The sequence below is a fragment of the Cryobacterium sp. TMT2-17-1 genome, assembly GCF_004402765.1.
GTDB lineage: Bacteria > Actinomycetota > Actinomycetes > Actinomycetales > Microbacteriaceae > Cryobacterium > Cryobacterium sandaracinum.
Window position 1 is genome coordinate 88,683 of record NZ_SOGC01000027.1, and the last position, 15,091, is coordinate 103,773.

18 protein-coding genes and 1 tRNA gene are annotated in these 15,091 nt (G+C 68.4%); 12 read left to right on the forward strand and 7 right to left on the reverse strand.

Features of this window, described 5'->3' with window-relative positions; translation table 11 throughout:
- Positions 1-11: 11 nt before the first annotated feature.
- Complete coding sequence (locus tag E3O47_RS06555; RefSeq protein ID WP_198411977.1) at positions 12-1,244, reverse strand: beta-ketoacyl-[acyl-carrier-protein] synthase family protein; 1,233 nt, start codon at positions 1,242-1,244, stop codon at positions 12-14.
- Positions 1,245-1,487: 243 nt separating this feature from the next.
- Here E3O47_RS06555 and murI point away from each other — a divergent pair, with 243 nt between their 5' ends.
- The 4 genes from murI (at position 1,488) to E3O47_RS06575 (ending at position 4,681) form a co-directional block, all read left to right on the forward strand.
- Positions 1,488-2,351, forward strand: a complete 864-nt coding sequence (murI, locus tag E3O47_RS06560; protein WP_104100215.1) for a glutamate racemase — start codon at positions 1,488-1,490, stop codon at positions 2,349-2,351.
- Positions 2,348-3,082: a ribonuclease PH gene (gene rph, locus E3O47_RS06565; RefSeq protein ID WP_104100214.1), complete on the forward strand. Its 735-nt coding sequence runs from the start codon at positions 2,348-2,350 to the stop codon at positions 3,080-3,082. The genes murI and rph overlap by 4 nt, the downstream gene beginning before the upstream one ends.
- Positions 3,083-3,086: 4 nt before the next feature.
- Entirely contained in the window at positions 3,087-3,677 is a 591-nt protein-coding gene (rdgB, locus tag E3O47_RS06570; protein WP_104100213.1) for an RdgB/HAM1 family non-canonical purine NTP pyrophosphatase, read from the forward strand.
- A 92-nt stretch (positions 3,678-3,769) separates the two neighbouring features.
- Positions 3,770-4,681, forward strand: coding sequence for a cation diffusion facilitator family transporter (locus E3O47_RS06575; RefSeq protein ID WP_104100212.1), 912 nt, complete (start codon positions 3,770-3,772; stop codon positions 4,679-4,681).
- 67 nt (positions 4,682-4,748) lie between these two features.
- On the opposite strand, the gene E3O47_RS06580 is transcribed toward E3O47_RS06575, so the two are convergent.
- From E3O47_RS06580 to E3O47_RS06590, 3 genes are all read right to left on the reverse strand, one after another.
- Positions 4,749-5,498 carry a VTT domain-containing protein gene (locus tag E3O47_RS06580; protein ID WP_134342964.1) on the reverse strand — a complete coding sequence of 250 codons (750 nt, stop codon included), beginning with the start codon at positions 5,496-5,498 and terminating at the stop codon, positions 4,749-4,751.
- A gap of 124 nt (positions 5,499-5,622) precedes the next feature.
- On the reverse strand, positions 5,623-6,306 hold the full coding sequence (locus E3O47_RS06585) for a DedA family protein (protein ID WP_134419900.1): 684 nt from the start codon (positions 6,304-6,306) through the stop codon (positions 5,623-5,625).
- A gap of 1 nt (position 6,307) precedes the next feature.
- Positions 6,308-6,389, reverse strand: a tRNA-Leu gene (locus tag E3O47_RS06590).
- A gap of 186 nt (positions 6,390-6,575) precedes the next feature.
- On the opposite strand from E3O47_RS06590, the gene E3O47_RS06595 reads away from it, so the two are divergent.
- The 8 genes from E3O47_RS06595 (at position 6,576) to E3O47_RS06630 (ending at position 12,203) form a co-directional block, all read left to right on the forward strand.
- Entirely contained in the window at positions 6,576-7,808 is a 1,233-nt protein-coding gene (locus E3O47_RS06595; protein WP_104100210.1) for an ATPase, T2SS/T4P/T4SS family, read from the forward strand.
- Complete coding sequence (locus E3O47_RS06600; RefSeq protein ID WP_104100209.1) at positions 7,805-8,662, forward strand: type II secretion system F family protein; 858 nt, start codon at positions 7,805-7,807, stop codon at positions 8,660-8,662. Before E3O47_RS06595 ends, E3O47_RS06600 begins: the two co-directional genes overlap by 4 nt.
- On the forward strand, positions 8,659-9,597 hold the full coding sequence (locus E3O47_RS06605; protein ID WP_134420003.1) for a type II secretion system F family protein: 939 nt from the start codon (positions 8,659-8,661) through the stop codon (positions 9,595-9,597). The genes E3O47_RS06600 and E3O47_RS06605 overlap by 4 nt, the downstream gene beginning before the upstream one ends.
- Before the next feature lie 68 nt (positions 9,598-9,665).
- On the forward strand, positions 9,666-9,854 hold the full coding sequence (locus tag E3O47_RS06610; RefSeq protein WP_104100207.1) for a hypothetical protein: 189 nt from the start codon (positions 9,666-9,668) through the stop codon (positions 9,852-9,854).
- A 6-nt stretch (positions 9,855-9,860) separates the two neighbouring features.
- A complete protein-coding gene (locus tag E3O47_RS06615; protein WP_233191293.1) occupies positions 9,861-10,271 on the forward strand; it encodes a TadE family protein in 411 nt (136 codons plus the stop codon).
- Between the two features lie 25 nt (positions 10,272-10,296).
- Complete coding sequence (locus E3O47_RS06620) at positions 10,297-10,740, forward strand: hypothetical protein (RefSeq protein WP_134419902.1); 444 nt, start codon at positions 10,297-10,299, stop codon at positions 10,738-10,740.
- Complete coding sequence (locus E3O47_RS06625; RefSeq protein ID WP_104171588.1) at positions 10,737-11,276, forward strand: pilus assembly protein TadG-related protein; 540 nt, start codon at positions 10,737-10,739, stop codon at positions 11,274-11,276. Before E3O47_RS06620 ends, E3O47_RS06625 begins: the two co-directional genes overlap by 4 nt.
- Before the next feature lie 42 nt (positions 11,277-11,318).
- Positions 11,319-12,203: an EamA family transporter gene (locus E3O47_RS06630; RefSeq protein ID WP_104193868.1), complete on the forward strand. Its 885-nt coding sequence runs from the start codon at positions 11,319-11,321 to the stop codon at positions 12,201-12,203.
- A 191-nt stretch (positions 12,204-12,394) separates the two neighbouring features.
- Here the strand turns inward: E3O47_RS06630 and E3O47_RS06635 are convergent, their stop codons facing one another.
- The 3 genes from E3O47_RS06635 to E3O47_RS06645 all read right to left on the reverse strand — a co-directional run bounded on the left by E3O47_RS06635 (position 12,395) and on the right by E3O47_RS06645 (position 14,894).
- The gene (locus E3O47_RS06635) at positions 12,395-13,051 is read right to left on the reverse strand and encodes a pentapeptide repeat-containing protein (protein ID WP_166785343.1); all 657 of its coding nucleotides are present in this window, start codon (positions 13,049-13,051) and stop codon (positions 12,395-12,397) included.
- 2 nt (positions 13,052-13,053) lie between these two features.
- Complete coding sequence (locus E3O47_RS06640) at positions 13,054-13,554, reverse strand: nitroreductase family deazaflavin-dependent oxidoreductase (RefSeq protein ID WP_134342960.1); 501 nt, start codon at positions 13,552-13,554, stop codon at positions 13,054-13,056.
- A 68-nt stretch (positions 13,555-13,622) separates the two neighbouring features.
- Positions 13,623-14,894, reverse strand: a complete 1,272-nt coding sequence (locus tag E3O47_RS06645; RefSeq protein WP_104100202.1) for an MFS transporter — start codon at positions 14,892-14,894, stop codon at positions 13,623-13,625.
- Between the last annotated feature and the right edge of the window lie 197 nt (positions 14,895-15,091).

Sequence of the window (15,091 nt, forward strand, 5' to 3'; positions counted from 1 at the left end):
GAGCAGAAGGCCTACAGCGCCCCGAAGGCGACGATGCAGTTCTGCCCGCCGAAGCCGAACGCATTCGCCAGGGCGAACTTCACCGGCTTCTCCCGGGCGACCCGCGGCACGTAGTCGAGCGTGCAATCCGGGTCCGGGGTCGTGTAGTTGATGGTGGGCGGGATGATGCCGGTTCGGACCGACAGGGCGCAGAGCAGGCCGGAGAGGGCACCCGCGGCGCCGATCATGTGGCCGGTCATCGACTTGGGGGCGGTGACGGCGATGGAATCGGCAGCGTGCCCGAGTGCCTGGCGTATCGCCGAGGTCTCGGCCCGGTCGTTGGCTTGGGTGGACGTGCCGTGGGCGCAGATCATGTCGATGTCGCTCGGGTTCAACTTCGACTTGATGAGTGCGCGGGTCATGGCCAGGCTCGCGAACTTGCCGGTGGGTTCGGGCGCGACGATGCTGTGGCCGTCGCTGGTGAGGGCGCCGCCCAGCACCTCCGCGTAGATCTGGGCGCCGCGGGCTCGGGCGTGGGAGAGCAGCTCCATCACGAAGATGACCGCTCCCTCACCGAAGACGAGTCCGTTGCGGTCGGCGTCGAACGGCCGAGAGGCCTCGGCCGGGGAATCGTTGTTCTTGGAGGCCGCGTGCATGGCGTTCAGGCCCGCGAACATGACGGGCGTGATCGCAGCCTCGACCCCGCCGGCGATGACGACGTCGGCGTCACCCATGACGAGCATGGTGCGTGCCTCGAGGAGTGCGTAGGCTCCGCTGGCGCAGGCAAGGGCACTCGCGTTGACCGGTCCGTGGACGCCGAGGTCGATCGCGATCTCGCAGGCGGCCATGTTCAACAGGGCGGAGGGCACGAAGCGCGGCGGGATGCGCCGGGAGTCGCCGGAGTTGACGAGCTCGGTGGCTTCCTGGATCTCCGCGAAGCCGCTCACGGCGCTGTTGACGACGACCGCCGTGTCGATGCCTTCCATGGAGGCGCCGAAACCGGCGTCAGCCACCGCCTCGCGGGCTGCGGCGATCGCGAGCTGCGAGGCTCGGGATGCGCGCTTGACCTGCTTCACGGTCATCCGCTCGGCCGGAATGAAGTTCTTCACCTCGCCGGCGATCTGCGTCGGCAGACCGGCGGGATCGAATTGGGTGATCCGGGCTACGCCGCTGCGGCCGCCGGTGAGACCCGACCACGTGTCGCGCCAATTGTTGCCCAGGGGCGTCAAGGCGCCCAGCCCGGTGATTACGACTCGATCATTCACGGCGATCATCTCCTCAAACAACGAATGTGACGTCATTCTGTTGCGGCGTCCGTCGGTTGGCGGGAGCCATATTCCGAGTGTAGTTACGGCCATATTCCCCGAATGGAACGTGCTGACGCTACCGGGGCGAGACTGGGAACATGCCGTCAATCTTCCTGTCCGAGAGGTGATCTCCGGCCGCGCCGGACCGGGTGCCGCGCGTGCACGGGTGGGGGTCAGGGATTCCGACTAGGCTCGACTGTCGTGACGGATGCACCGATTGGAATCTTTGATTCCGGAGTGGGCGGCCTGACTGTCGCCCGGGCAATCAAGGATCAACTGCCGAATGAATCGATCCTCTATATCGGAGACACTGCGCATTCTCCGTATGGCCCGAAGAGGATCGCGGATGTGCGCGGTTTCGCCCTTGACGTTCTCGACGACCTGATTGCCCAAGATGTGAAGATGCTGGTCATCGCCTGCAACACCGCTTCGGCCGCGATGCTCCGGGATGCCCGTGAGCGCTACAGCGTTCCCGTGGTCGAGGTCATCCAACCGGCCGTGCGCCGTGCCGTGCGCACCACCCGCAACAACCGGGTCGGCGTGATCGGAACACTGGGCACAGTCAAATCGCGCGCCTACGACGACGCGTTCGCCGCGGCCACCGACATCCAGCTCCTGACGCAGGCCTGCCCACGGTTCGTCGAATTCGTCGAGGCGGGAATCACCACGGGCGACGAACTCCTGTCGGTCGCCGAAGGCTATCTCGCCCCGCTGCGTGCCGCGGAAGTCGACACGCTCGTTCTCGGATGCACGCACTACCCCTTCCTGCGCGGTGCCATCTCCTACGTGATGGGGGACACCGTGACCCTCGTCTCCAGCGACACCGAGACGGCCAACGACGTGTACCGGCTGCTGGTGAGCCAGGGCCTGGAACGCACCGAGCAGGCGCCACCCAGCTACCGGTACGAGGCCACCGGCGACAGCGCCGACGATTTTCTGCACCTGGCTCACCGGCTGATCGGGCCGGAAATCGGTCGTGTCGATCTGGTCGAGACCGGGTCCTTCAGTTTGAGCGAGCTTGCCGAGTTCGCCGCATCGCATCCCAACCCCAAGGAGACCCCGTGACCGACACCGTGCGCGTAGACGGACGAACGAACGACCAGCTGCGCCCCGTCACGATCGAGCGCGGTTGGAGCGACCAGGCCGAAGGGTCGGCCCTGATCTCGTTCGGGCGCACCAAGGTGCTCTGCACGGCCTCGTTCACCAACGGCGTACCTCGCTGGATGGCCGGCAAGGGCAAGGGCTGGGTCACGGCCGAGTACTCCATGCTGCCGCGCTCCACCGACTCTCGGATGGACCGCGAATCGGTCAGGGGCCGCATCGGCGGGCGCACCCACGAGATCAGCCGCCTGGTCGGACGCAGCCTGCGCGCCGTGGTCGACATGAAAGCACTCGGCGAGAACACCATTGTGCTGGACTGCGACGTGCTCCAGGCCGATGGCGGCACCCGCACCGCGGCTATCACGGGAGCCTACGTGGCCCTGGCCGACGCCCTCGAGTGGGGCAGGGAGAAGAAGTTCCTCAGCCAGAAGGCCCAGCCTCTGATCGACAGCGTCGCGGCCATCTCCGTGGGCATCGTGGGCGGTGAGTCCATGCTCGACCTTGCCTACACCGAAGACTCCCGGGCCGAGACCGACATGAACGTGGTCGTAACCGGCCGCGGCCTTTTCGTGGAGGTGCAGGGCACGGCCGAGGCCGCGCCGTTCGACCGCACCGAACTCAATTCTCTGCTCGACCTGGCGCTGGCCGGGACGATCTCCCTGACCGAGTTCCAGACGACGGCGCTGGGGCGCTAGGGCCATGCAGGTCGTTCTCGCCACCCACAACCAGCACAAGGTCGAGGAGCTGCGGCGCATCCTCGCCCCCCGGCTCCCCGACCTCGACGTGCTGGCCTACGACGGCCCCGAGCCGGTCGAAGACGGCGTCACCTTCGCCGAGAACGCTCTGATCAAGGCGCGCGCCGCCGCCGCGCACACCGGTCTGCCGGCCATCGCCGACGACTCCGGCATCTGCGTGAACGTCCTCGGCGGTTCGCCCGGCATCTTCTCGGCCCGCTGGGCCGGGCCCGCCCGGGACTCCGACCAGAACCTGCAGCTGCTGCTCTGGCAGTTGGGCGATGTGGCCGCCGAGCACCGCGGCGGACACTTCACCTGCGTCGCCGCGCTGGCCATGCCCGACGGCACGGAGTGGCACGTGACCGGGGAATGGCTCGGGCAGATCCTGACCGAGCCGAGCGGCGCCGGCGGCTTCGGCTACGACCCGATCTTCCTGCCCGACGGCTATGCGATCTCCGCCGCCGAGCTGACCCCGAACGTGAAGAACGAGCACAGCCACCGGGCGAGGGCCTTCGGCAAGCTGATTCCGGTGCTGGAGACGCTGCTGGAAGCCTGACCGGCGCATCCGTCTCGACTGCTGAGAACGGCACTCATTCCCAACTGACGGCTGAACTGGCGGCCGGGTGCCCGCGGCCCTAGCGTGGAGGCATGGGCCATGATCACGCGCACACCTCGCAGACGAACCGTGCGCGTCTGTCGGTGGCGATCGGGATTGTCGCCGCGGTGCTCGTGGTGGAGGTCGTCGGCGCCTGGCTGACCGGTTCCCTGGCCCTGCTGGCGGATGCCGGCCACATGTTCTCCGACCTCGCGGGTCTGATCATCGCTCTGACGGCCACCGTGGTGGCCGCGCGGCCGGCTACCGACCGGCAGACGTTCGGTTACCAACGGGCCGAGGTGTTCGGCGCCCTGCTGAACGGGCTCATCCTGGTGGGGGTTGCCATCGCCGTCGTGATCGGCGCCGTCGGCCGACTGGTCGACGCCGGCGGCAGCGAGGTGCGGGCAACTCCCATGCTGGTCGTGGCCGTGATCGGCCTCTTGGCCAACGTTGCGGCCCTGCTCCTGCTGCGCCCGGCGGCCGAGTCGTCGATCAATATGCGCGGCGCTTACCTCGAGGTGCTCGGGGACACCCTGGGCTCAGTGGCGGTCATCGCCGCGGCCGGGGTCATCCTGGTGACGGGCTTTGTACAGGCCGATGCGATCGCGTCGCTGGTCATCGCCGGCATGATCGCGCCCCGAGCCCTCGTGCTGCTGCGCGACGTGGTGCGGGTGCTGAGCGAATCGGTGCCGGCCGCAACGGATGTCGCAGAGATCCGACGGCACCTGCTGGAAACGAACGGCGTGGTGGCGGTGCACGATGTGCACGTGTGGATGATCACCTCCGGAGCCCACGTCTTCAGTGCCCACGTCGTGGTCGAACCTGTGGTGCTCGGCTCGGGTGGCTCCGGCGCACTTCTCGATGAGCTTTCCGCGTGTCTGGCCGACCATTTCGATGTGGACCACTCGACGTTCCAGCTCGAGCCGGCCGAGCACGCGGCGCACGAGGAGAACCCGCACCGGTAGCGTGACCCGCCGGGAGCAGCCCGGACTGTGTTGAGCCCGGACTGTGTTGAGTCCGACTGCGTTGAGCTCAGAGGTCGTGCTTGTGCTCGTCGTGCGTGTGCTTGTGGATGTCCTCGAAGGCGTCGGCGTCGAGGACGAGGCTTCCGGTTTGGATGGTCCGTCCGGTGCGTGCGTCCCGGCGGGCTCTGGACGCGGACTGTAGGTAGTGGAAGACGGTGGGGATGAGCGTGATGAAGACCGCGGCCAGCAAGATGATGTCGATGTAGTTCTGAACGAAATCTGCGACTGGCGGGATGTAGCCCAGGAAGAAGCCGAAGTAGGTGAGGCCGGTGCCCCAGAGGAGGGCGCCGATCAGGTTGTACAGCGAGTATTTGCGGTAGTCCATGTGGCCGACGCCGGCCGCGACCGGGGCGAAGGTGCGCACGATCGGCACGAAGCGGGCCACGATGACGGCCACGCCGCCGAAGCGAACGAAGAACGCGTTCGTGCGCTCGACGTTCTTGATGCTGAACAAACCGGATTCTTTGCGCTCGAAGACCCTGGGCCCGAACTTGTGCCCGATCAGATAGCCGACTTCTCCGCCGAAAAAGGCCGAGAATCCGATGGCCAGGGCCACCCACCAGATGTCGATCTGGATGACCCCGGCAAAGGTCAGCAGGCCGGTGATGACCAGCAGGGTGTCGCCGGGAAGCAAAAACCCCACCAGCAGGCCGGTCTCGGCGAAGACGATCGCGCAGACGCCCAGGAGGGCCCAGGGTCCGAACCCGTTGATCAGGACTTCCGGGTCGAGCCAGGGGATGACTGCCGTGGGAAGCAGGGCTGTATGAATCACTAAGAAACTCCTGTGGGCGTCGGTCAGATCGGCCGGGCGGCGGGATCACTGTGTGCTCTGTTATAGGCTAACGCGGTTTTCCGACAGTGCGCCGTGGGCTCGCAGTGGGTCAGGGAGCCTGGACCACTGTCGGGTCGTCGGGGAGCGCGCTGCGGGCATCCAGCCGGTTCTGGGCGCGATCCATCAGCAGGGTGCGCATGCCGAAGACGATTGAGGCGGTGATGAAGACCCCGGCGATGACATAGGCGGTGCTCTTCACGCCAGGGATGGCGGCCGCGTAGTAGCCGGTCAGAGTAAGACCCACGCCCCAGGCCAGGGCTCCGACCAGATTGCTGGTCAGGAACGTGTAGTAGTTCATGCGTCCGACGCCGGCGATCACGGGCACGAAGACGCGGCCCCATGGCATGAACCGGGCGACGACCACTGACCACCAGCCGTACTTGCGGTAGAAGGTCTCCGTCTTGGCGATGGCCGTGCGGGTGTGGCGGCCGCCGTGGCGGTCCAGGTAGGAGCGGCCGAAGTGGCGCCCGAGCAGGAAACCGACCTGGTCACCCAGGAACGCGGCGATGCCGGTTCCGACGGCCAGAACGGCGATGCTCAGGCTCGGCGTGGATGCAGCCACCAGGCCGGAGCCGAAAAGCAGGGAGTCGCCGGTGATGAACGGGATGAAGACCCCAAGGAACACCGCCGTTCCGGCGAAGACCAGGGCCCAAACGATCAGGTAGAACAGAACGACGCTGGTACTCTCCAGCAGTTCGTTCAATTGGCCGTCCAGGGCCGAGATGTGACTCATGTGCGGGAGAGGGGACTTGAACCCCCACGCTCGAAAGCACAGGAACCTAAATCCTGCGTGTCTGCCAATTTCACCACTCCCGCGAAGTGCGCTTCCAGTGTACTTCGAGGGAGAGCCCCGCCCGTGAGCGTTGGCCACCTCTCTGGACCGGGCACCGGGGCCACCGCACTGTCGCATCGCCGCACGGGTCGGCCAGATCTGCACGTCTCCGGGCGCGTGGCTGTGGATAAGTCGGGCGTGGTCGGCGAGGGATGGGCGATCATGCAGGAATGAGCGAAGCCGTGCGCATCATCACCGAGCAGGTTCGCACTCGGGTGCGTCGCGACGGCGTCGACCTGGCGTCGAACTCCGGGCTCGCCGAGCAGTACGTGCGCGACGAGGTGCAGCGCTACGCCGAGCGGGCGCTCGGCAACTCCCTGCCGCTGATCGCCGACGAGCGCCAGGCGGCGCGCGAGGTCGTGGCCTCACTGACCGGGTTCGGGGCGCTGCAACCGTTCCTCGACGATCCCGGCATCGAGGAAATCTGGATCAACGCGCCCAGCCGGGTGTTCGTGGCCCGCGACGGGGTGCCCGAGCTGACCACCATGGTGCTCACCGCGCGGGAGGTGCGCGACCTGGTCGAGCGGATGCTGCAGGCCTCCGGCCGCCGCGTCGACCTCTCCTCCCCGTTCGTCGATGCCTCTCTGCCCGACGGGTCGCGGTTACACGTGGTCATCCCGGATATCACGCGCCAGCACTGGGCGGTCAATATTCGCAAGTTCACCCGGCGCATCCGCGACCTGAACCAGCTGGTCGGGCTCGGGTCGCTCACGCAGCAATCGTCCGAGTTTCTGCGCATGTGCGTGCTGGCCGGGCAGAATATCCTCGTCTCCGGTGCCACCCAGACCGGCAAGACCACCATGCTCAACGCCCTGCTCTCGGCCACGCGCAAGAACGAGCGCATCGTGACGGTGGAGGAGACGTTCGAACTCGACCTGGCCGCGCGCGACGTCGTGGCGATGCAGTGCCGCCAGCCGAGCCTCGAGGGAACCGGGGAGATCACCCTGCGCCGCCTGATCAAGGAGTCGCTGCGGATGCGCCCCGACCGGCTGATCGTCGGCGAGGTGCGCGAAGCCGAGAGTCTCGACCTGCTCATCGCCCTGAATAGCGGGCTGCCGGGCATGTGTTCGATCCATGCCAACAGTGCCCGTGATGCGCTCGGCAAACTGTCCACGCTGCCGCTTCTGGCGGGCCGCAACATCGACTCCTCGTTCGTGCTGCCGACCGTGGCCGGCTGCATCGACATCGTCGTGCACTGCGAGATCGACCGGCACGGACGGCGCCGGGTGACGGAGATCCTTGCGCCGAGCGGCCAACTGTCAGGGGCGATGATCGAGGCCAGCCCGATCTTCCTGGCCCAGCGGGGCGCCCTTGAGCCGACCGGGGGGTATCCGACGAAGCTGGCCAAGTTCCACGCGGCCGGACTCGACCCGGCCATCGTGCTGCGGGCCGGGGCCGTATGACGCTCGCACTCGGGGCTCTGCTCGGCACTGGGCTGCTCCTGGTCGCCGCGCCGTTCCTCTGGCCGCGCACCAGGGGCAAGGCCCGGTCCCGCACGCCGGGACGGCTGCGGGCGAACCTCGCCCAGGCCGGACTCGGCAGCCTGCCGCTGCCGGCCTTCGTCGCCCTCTCGGTGGTGCTGGGGCTGGCGGTGTCGGCGCTGAGCCAGGCCCTCCTGGGCATCGCTGCCCTGTCGATCGTCACCGCGCTCGCCGGGCTGTCGCTGCCGACGCTGATGGTCGTCTGGCGGGTGCGCGCCCGGCGGCGGGCGAACCGCGCCGTCTGGCCCGACGTCGTTGACCACCTGGTGTCAGCGGTGCGGTCGGGCCTGGCACTGCCGGACAGCGTCGGCAGCCTGGCAGGGGCTGGCCCGCTGTCGACGCGGCCCGCCTTCGCCGAGTTCGCCCGGGAATATCAAGCGACCGGCAACTTCGGTTCCGCCGTCGACGGGCTCAAGGTCTCCCTGGGTGACCCGGTGGCCGACCGCATCCTGGAGACGCTGCGCATGGCCCGGGAGGTAGGCGGCAGCGACCTCACGGTCGTGCTGCGCAGCCTCGCGGCCTGGCTCCGGCAGGATGCCGCCATCCGCTCGGAGGTCGAGGCGCGCCAGTCCTGGATCGTCAACGCGGCGCGGCTGGGCGTGGCCGCGCCCTGGATCGTGCTGCTGCTCCTGGCCTCCCGGCCGGAGGCGGCGGTTGCGTACAACACCTCCGCCGGTGTCGTCGTGATCGTCGGCGGCCTCGGCGTCTCCGTGGTTGCCTACCGCCTGATGGTGGCGCTGGGACGGCTGCCCGAGGAACGCCGGTGGTTCAAATGAGCGCCGCGCAGGCCTGGGCGCTGTTCTGCGGCACCGCGTTGGGCGTGGGGCTCTGGTCGCTCGCCAGCTTGGTGCCTCGGCTGAGTCGGCCGCGCCTCGCGCAGAGGCTGGCGCCGTACATCCTCGACGTGTCGGCGGAGGCGCGGCTATTCGTGGGGCGCACGACGGTGCATCCGTTGCCGGTGCTCGGCACCCTGTTCACGCCCGTGTTCGGCGCCCTCAAACGAGCGTTTGGCGCCGTTCTCGGCGGCACGGAGACGATCGCCCGACGGCTCCGGCAGTCGGGGTCGGTCCGTGGCACCGACGAGTATCGATCGGAGCAGGTGGTGTGGGCGCTCGCTGGACTCTTCGTCGGGGCAGGTGCGGTGGTTGCCCTGCCGGCGTTTCGGTCGATGCCGGTGCTGGTGCAGGTCGTTCTGCCGGTGGTCGCCGCGGCGGGCGGCGCGCTGGCCCGCGATTGGATGCTCGGCCGCACCGCCACCGCCCGCCTCGCGCGCATGCAGAGCGAGTTTCCGACCGTCCTCGAGTTCATGACGCTGTCTCTGTCGGCGGGGGAGGGCATCCTGGATGCGCTCGCCCGGGTCTCGCGCACGAGCACGGGCGAATTGTCGCGGGAGCTGGCGGGGGTGGTGGCGGATGTGCGCACCGGGGTGCCGCTCGCCACCGCCCTGCACGCGTTGTCACGTCGGATCGCGCTGCCTGCGGTGACCCGGCTGGTCGATCAGGTCACGGGTGCGCTCGACCGGGGAACCCCGCTCGCGGAGGTGCTGCGCGCCCAGGCGCAGGATGCCCGCGACGAGGCCAAACGCGAACTGATCGAGGTGGCCGGCAAGAAAGAGGTGGCCATGCTCGTGCCGCTCGTTTTCCTGATTCTGCCCATGACGATCCTGTTCGCGATCTTCCCCGGCCTGTTCATCCTGCAGAGCGGATTCTGAACCACTGAACCACTGAACCACTGCCGCACGAGAGAACCACTGTCCCCACGAGAGAAAGTGAGTCAATCATGAAGACACTGCAGCGACGTGTGCGCGACCGGTGGAGCGATGCCGGGGGCGATGAACGAGGCGACGTTCCGGGATGGGTGCTCATCACCCTGATGACGGCCGGGCTGGTCATGATCATCTGGGGTCTGGCCGGTCCGGCGTTGAGCGGCGTGTTCCAACAGGCGATCGACCGGGTCAGCGGAATGTGACCGGCCGTGACGCGCACGCGGGGGAACCGAACCCGATCGCTCGGTGGTGAGGAGGGGTCGGCGGCCGCCGAATTCGTGATGGTCGGCGCACTGCTGACCGCGCTGACGCTCGGCGTCATGCAGCTGGGGCTGACCCTGCTCGTGCGCAACACCGTGCTTGACGCCGCCGCCGAGGGAGCCCGGTACGCCGCGCTCGCCGACAGCGGGCTGGGTGAGGGTGCGGCACGCACCCGCGAGCTGATCACGACGTCGATCGGGCCCGCGTATGCAACCGATGTGGAGGCCAGCTATGGGGACTATGGCGGGTTCCCGAGCGTGCAGGTGCGCGTCGTGGCGCCGCTGCCACTGCTGGCCCTGTTCGGCGTCGATCGCGGGCTGGAGGTGGTCGGACATGCGGCGGTCGAGACCCTGCGGTAGTGGGGGCCGAGTCAGCCGTTGGCGTGTGTGGTCGGCGAACGGAGAGCAGGGTTCGGCCTCGCTGGAGTTCATCACGGCCGGCCTGATCCTGCTGGCGCCGCTCGTCTACCTGGTGTTGGCGATGGCGGTGCTGCAGGGCGGCGCCCTCGCCGTGGAGGGAGCAGCCCGCCAGGCCGCACGCGTCTACGTCCAGGCGCCCGATGAGGCCGCGGCGAACGCCCGCGCCGAGCGGGCCGTGCAGTTCGGGCTCACGGACTACGGCATCGACCCTGCGGGTGCCGAGGTAAACGTGGCCTGCGAGGCCGGTGTGAACGGATGCCTGACCCGGCAGAGCACAGTCACGGTCACCGTGCGCATCCGGGTGGCCTTGCCGCTGCTGCCGGACCTCCTCTCACTGCGCGACTCGGCCAGTGTTCCCCTGGAGGCCCAGGCCACGCAGACGGTGTCCCGCTTCTGGCGGGCCGGATGAGCGGCGGCGGAGGCTCGGCGGTCGCCTGCGCGGCCGCGCTCGCGGGCACGCCATCGGGATCGCGGGCGGCGCGGTGGCGGCGCCGGCTGCCGATCCGGCCCGGAGGCGAGAAGGGATCGACGCTCATCCTCACGATCTTCTACGGCTTCCTCGCCCTGCTGCTGATCCTCGTCGTCGTGGCCGCGACCTCTCTGTACCTGGAGCGCAAACGCCTGCTGACCCTCGCGGACGGCGCTGCGCTCGCCGGGGCCGAGGCGTTCGACCTGGGCGCGATGGCCGTCACGGTCGACGGCTCGGGCGCGGAGTTGCGACCCTCCCTGTCGTCTGCTGGAGTGCGGACGGCCGTGGAAGAGTTTCTCGCAGCCACCCCGGATGGCCGGATGGAGGGACTGAGGGTGAGCGGTGCGGCATCCGTCGACGGGCAAAGCGCCACGGTTTCACTGAGTGCCTATTGGCGTCCGCCGGTGCTGGCCGTGCTGCTGCCGGCCGGGGTGCCGCTGGAGGTCACGGCGGTGGCGCGCTCGGTGTTCCGCTAGCGTTAGCGAAACGCGCCTGACCCGGCGCAGGGGAGGAGAACCGTGACGGCCGAGCGCGACCGCCTGACCGGTGCCGGCGCCCAGGTCGTGACCGAGGTGAGCATCAACTTCGGGTCGTCCCTCGCCGGTCTGGCCATTCCGCTTGTCGGCTCGCCCGTCGTCGTCGCAGTGCGGCAGCTGGTGATGGCCGCCACGGTGCTGCCCTTTTACCGGCCAAAACTGGCCGGCCTCAGCTGGCGTCGGCTGTGGCCGGCGCTGGCGCTCGGTGTCGTGCTCGCGGTGATGAACCTCACCTTCTACGAGGCTGTCGACCTGCTCGGGCTCGGCATCGCGGCCACGATCGAGTTCCTCGGTCCGTTTGCTCTGGCGCTGGCCTCGTCGCGCCGCCTGCTCGACTTCGTCTACGCCACCGCGGCGGCCGGTGGGGTGTTCCTGCTCACCTGGTCTGACGGGGCACTCAATCTGCTCGGCATCCTCTTCGCCCTGACCGCGGCGGCGTCATGGGCGGCCTACATTCTGCTGACCCGCAAGGTGGCCGTGACCTTCCCCGGGCTTGAGGGCATTTCCGTGGCCAGCGTCGTCAGCCTGACTTTGCTGGTGCCGTTCGCGCTGCTCACGGTCGACTGGCCGAGCCTCAATTGGGGCGTGATCGGGCTGCTGCTCGCCATCGGCGTGCTTTCGTCGGCGTTCCCGTACACGCTGGACACCTTCATCTTGCGCCGCATCACCCCGCGCCTCTACGCGATCATCACCAGCTTCGGCCCCGTGATCGCGGCGCTGTTCGGCGCGCTGGTACTGGGGGAGACCTTCCTGGTGCAGCAGCAGATCGCCATCCTTGTGGTGTGCGTGGCGGCCGGCGCGGCCATCGCCAGCCAGCGCGAAACGCCGAAATCCGAACTCGAGATCATCGCGGGCGCGATTCCCTGATCGGGCGCGATTCTCCGATCGGGCGCGTGCGGGCATCCGTCGCCGGCTGCCCGGCGTTGAACCAATTCGACGGAGATATTGTCTCAAAGGCCTGTTTTCAGCGGGTCTGGGGCTGATTTTGGCAAAATCTCCGTCGAATTCGTTGGGGACAGGCTATCTGCGCAGCGCCCGCGGCTCGGGGACTGACTCGGCTAGGTGACGATGATGCCGAGGTGTGCGGCGAAAACGGGCGCAAGCAGGCTGAGCTGGGCGTCATCGATGGTGGCGCTGCGCAGCCCCTCAAGCCCGTGGATGGCACTGAAGTCGCTCGAGCGTAGGTCGGCGTCCTTGAGGGTGGCACGGGTCACATCGAGGGTGCCGACGCGGCAGTCGCGCATCTCGAAGCGCTGCACGGTGGCGCCGCCGAGGTCGAGCTCCTCGATGATGCAGTTGGAGAGCAGCACATCGATCAGCGTCGCCCCGCGCAGGTTCACGAAGTCGAGCTTGGACTCGTCGATGTGCACCGAGCGCAGGGTGGCCTCGTAGAGCTCGAGCGACCCGAGCCGGGAGTGCTCCACCCTGACGTCCCGCCAGCTCGAGCGGGGCGCGCAGAAGACGGCCGCGTGCAGCTCGCGGGCCACGCAGTCGGCGACGGATGCCCCGCGCAGCTGCGTGTCGCTGAGGGAGACTCCGCGCAGCTCGCACTCCTGGAGGCCGATGCCGGTCAGGTCCCGGCCGGACAGGTCGCATGCGCTGAAGCGCTCGGCCTCCCGGCTGTCACCGGCGCGGAGGTCGCTGCCGTCGGAGTCGGTCAGGCCGGCCAACACGATTCGGTCGATTCGGGGACCGCGGGTATTCGCGCGTGCCACCGTCAGGAGACGGGAGCAGCCGCGGCGGCAGTAGTAGTGGCGGGAGCGCCGGCAGCGGGAGCGGCGGGGGGAACCGCTTCCAGCACGAACACCGGGATGACCCGGTCGGTCTTTTTTTCGTAGTCGGCGTAGTCGGGGAACGCGGCCACGGCCCGCTCCCACCACGCAGCGCGTTCGGTGCCGGTGACCTCGCGGGCCAGCATGTCCTGACGGCTGGGGCCATCCTGCAGCTCGATGAGAGGGTGGGCCACCACATTGCCGTACCAGACGGGGTTCTTCGGGCTGCCGCCGAGGGAGGCGATGGCGGCGTAGGCACCCTCGTGCTCCACGCGCATCAGCGGGGTCTTGCGCAGCTTGCCCGACTTGGCCCCGAGGGTGGTGAGCACGATGACGGGCATCCCGCGCAGGGTGGTGCCTTCCGTGCCTCCGGAGCTTTCGTACAGGTCGACCTGGTCGCGCACCCACTGCTGGGTGCCGGGCTCGTATTCTCCGATGAGGGGCATACGACCATTAAACGCCCTCGGTCGGACTCCCATTCCCCCGGGTTCAGCGCGTTGGGGCCGAGGCAGCGTCAGGGACGCATGCGCGGCCGGCGAGGCGCGTAGCGGGGGATGTAGCGGCCCAGAATCACGGCGCCGAACAGTCCGAACACTCCCATCACGACGCTGGCAATCGAGATGGTGGCGACCGCGGTCAGGCCGGCCACGGCCAGGGGGGCGACGGCCCCGCCCAGGTCGGCGGTGAAGCGCCATGCGCCCAGGAACGGTGCCGGGCTGTTGTTCTTCGGGGCCAGGTCGGCGCCGAGCGTCATCAGGAGGCCACTGCCGATGCCGTTGGCGAGCGACAGGATCATGGCCACGGCGACGAACCACTCCACGTTGCCGGGCAAGTCGTGTGTGAACGCGAGAATGAGGTGCCCGGCACCTAGGCCGATCATCGACGGGATGGCGGTCCACAGGCGGCCGAAACGGTCCATGATCTGGCCACTGACGTAGAAGAGGGCGAAGTCGACCGCGCCGGCGATGCCGATGATCAGGGCGATGTCGGGGACGCTGATGCCGATGCTGACCGCCCAGAGCGGGAGCAGCACCGTGCGGGAGGCGCGCATCGCCCCGATCAGGCCCGCGCCCGTGCCAAGGCGCAGGAGCACAGCTCGGTGGCCCCAGATGGTGCGGAACAGCCCCTGGGATTCCTCGGCCGCGAGCTCCCGCCCGGCCGGCATGACAGATCCGTCGGGCGCCTTCACCAGTTGCGGGCCACCGAAAGTGCTCTCGGGATCGGGCAGCAGGAGCAGCATCGCGGCCGCGCCGAGGCAACAGACCACGAACACCCAGAACACCGACTCGGTGCTGTCGGTGAGGCTGAGCAGGGCGGCGGCGATGAACGGGCCGATGAACCAGCCGGCGCGGAAGATGCCGCCGAGGGTCGACAGCGCCCGGGCCCGGTAGGCCAGAGGCACGTAGCTGGTCATGAACGCGTGGCGGGCCAGGGCGAACACGGCGGTGGCCAGGCCGATCAGGAAGATGCCGATGCCCAGCACGAGCGGGTTGGGAGCGACGATGCAGATCAGGACGGCGATGATCGTGAGCAAGGATGCCCAGATCATGGCGTTGCGCTCCCCGATGAGGGAGACCACCCAGCCGCTGGGGATGTCCCCGGCCAGTTCACCCACCATGATCATGGCGGCGATGAACCCTGCGATCGCGAGTGTGGCACCCAGGTCGTTGGCCACGATCGGGATCAGCGGGATGATCGCGCCCTCGCCGATCGAGAACAGGAGGGTCGGTAGGAACGCGGCGAGTGCGACGGAACGCATCTGGAAGGGGCGGTCGGCGTTACTCATGGCTTGTCGATGTTATCCCCGGGCGGGTGTTGGTGTTTCGAGTCCGCACCCTTACGGCAGCTTCGACCCGAACGAATTCGACGGAGATTCTGCCTGAATCAGCCCTGAGCGGGCCGAAAGAGCGCTTTCACACGAGAATCTCCGTCGAATTGGTTGACGCCGGGCAGGGCATTCCGCCGTGCACGAACCGCGGCCAC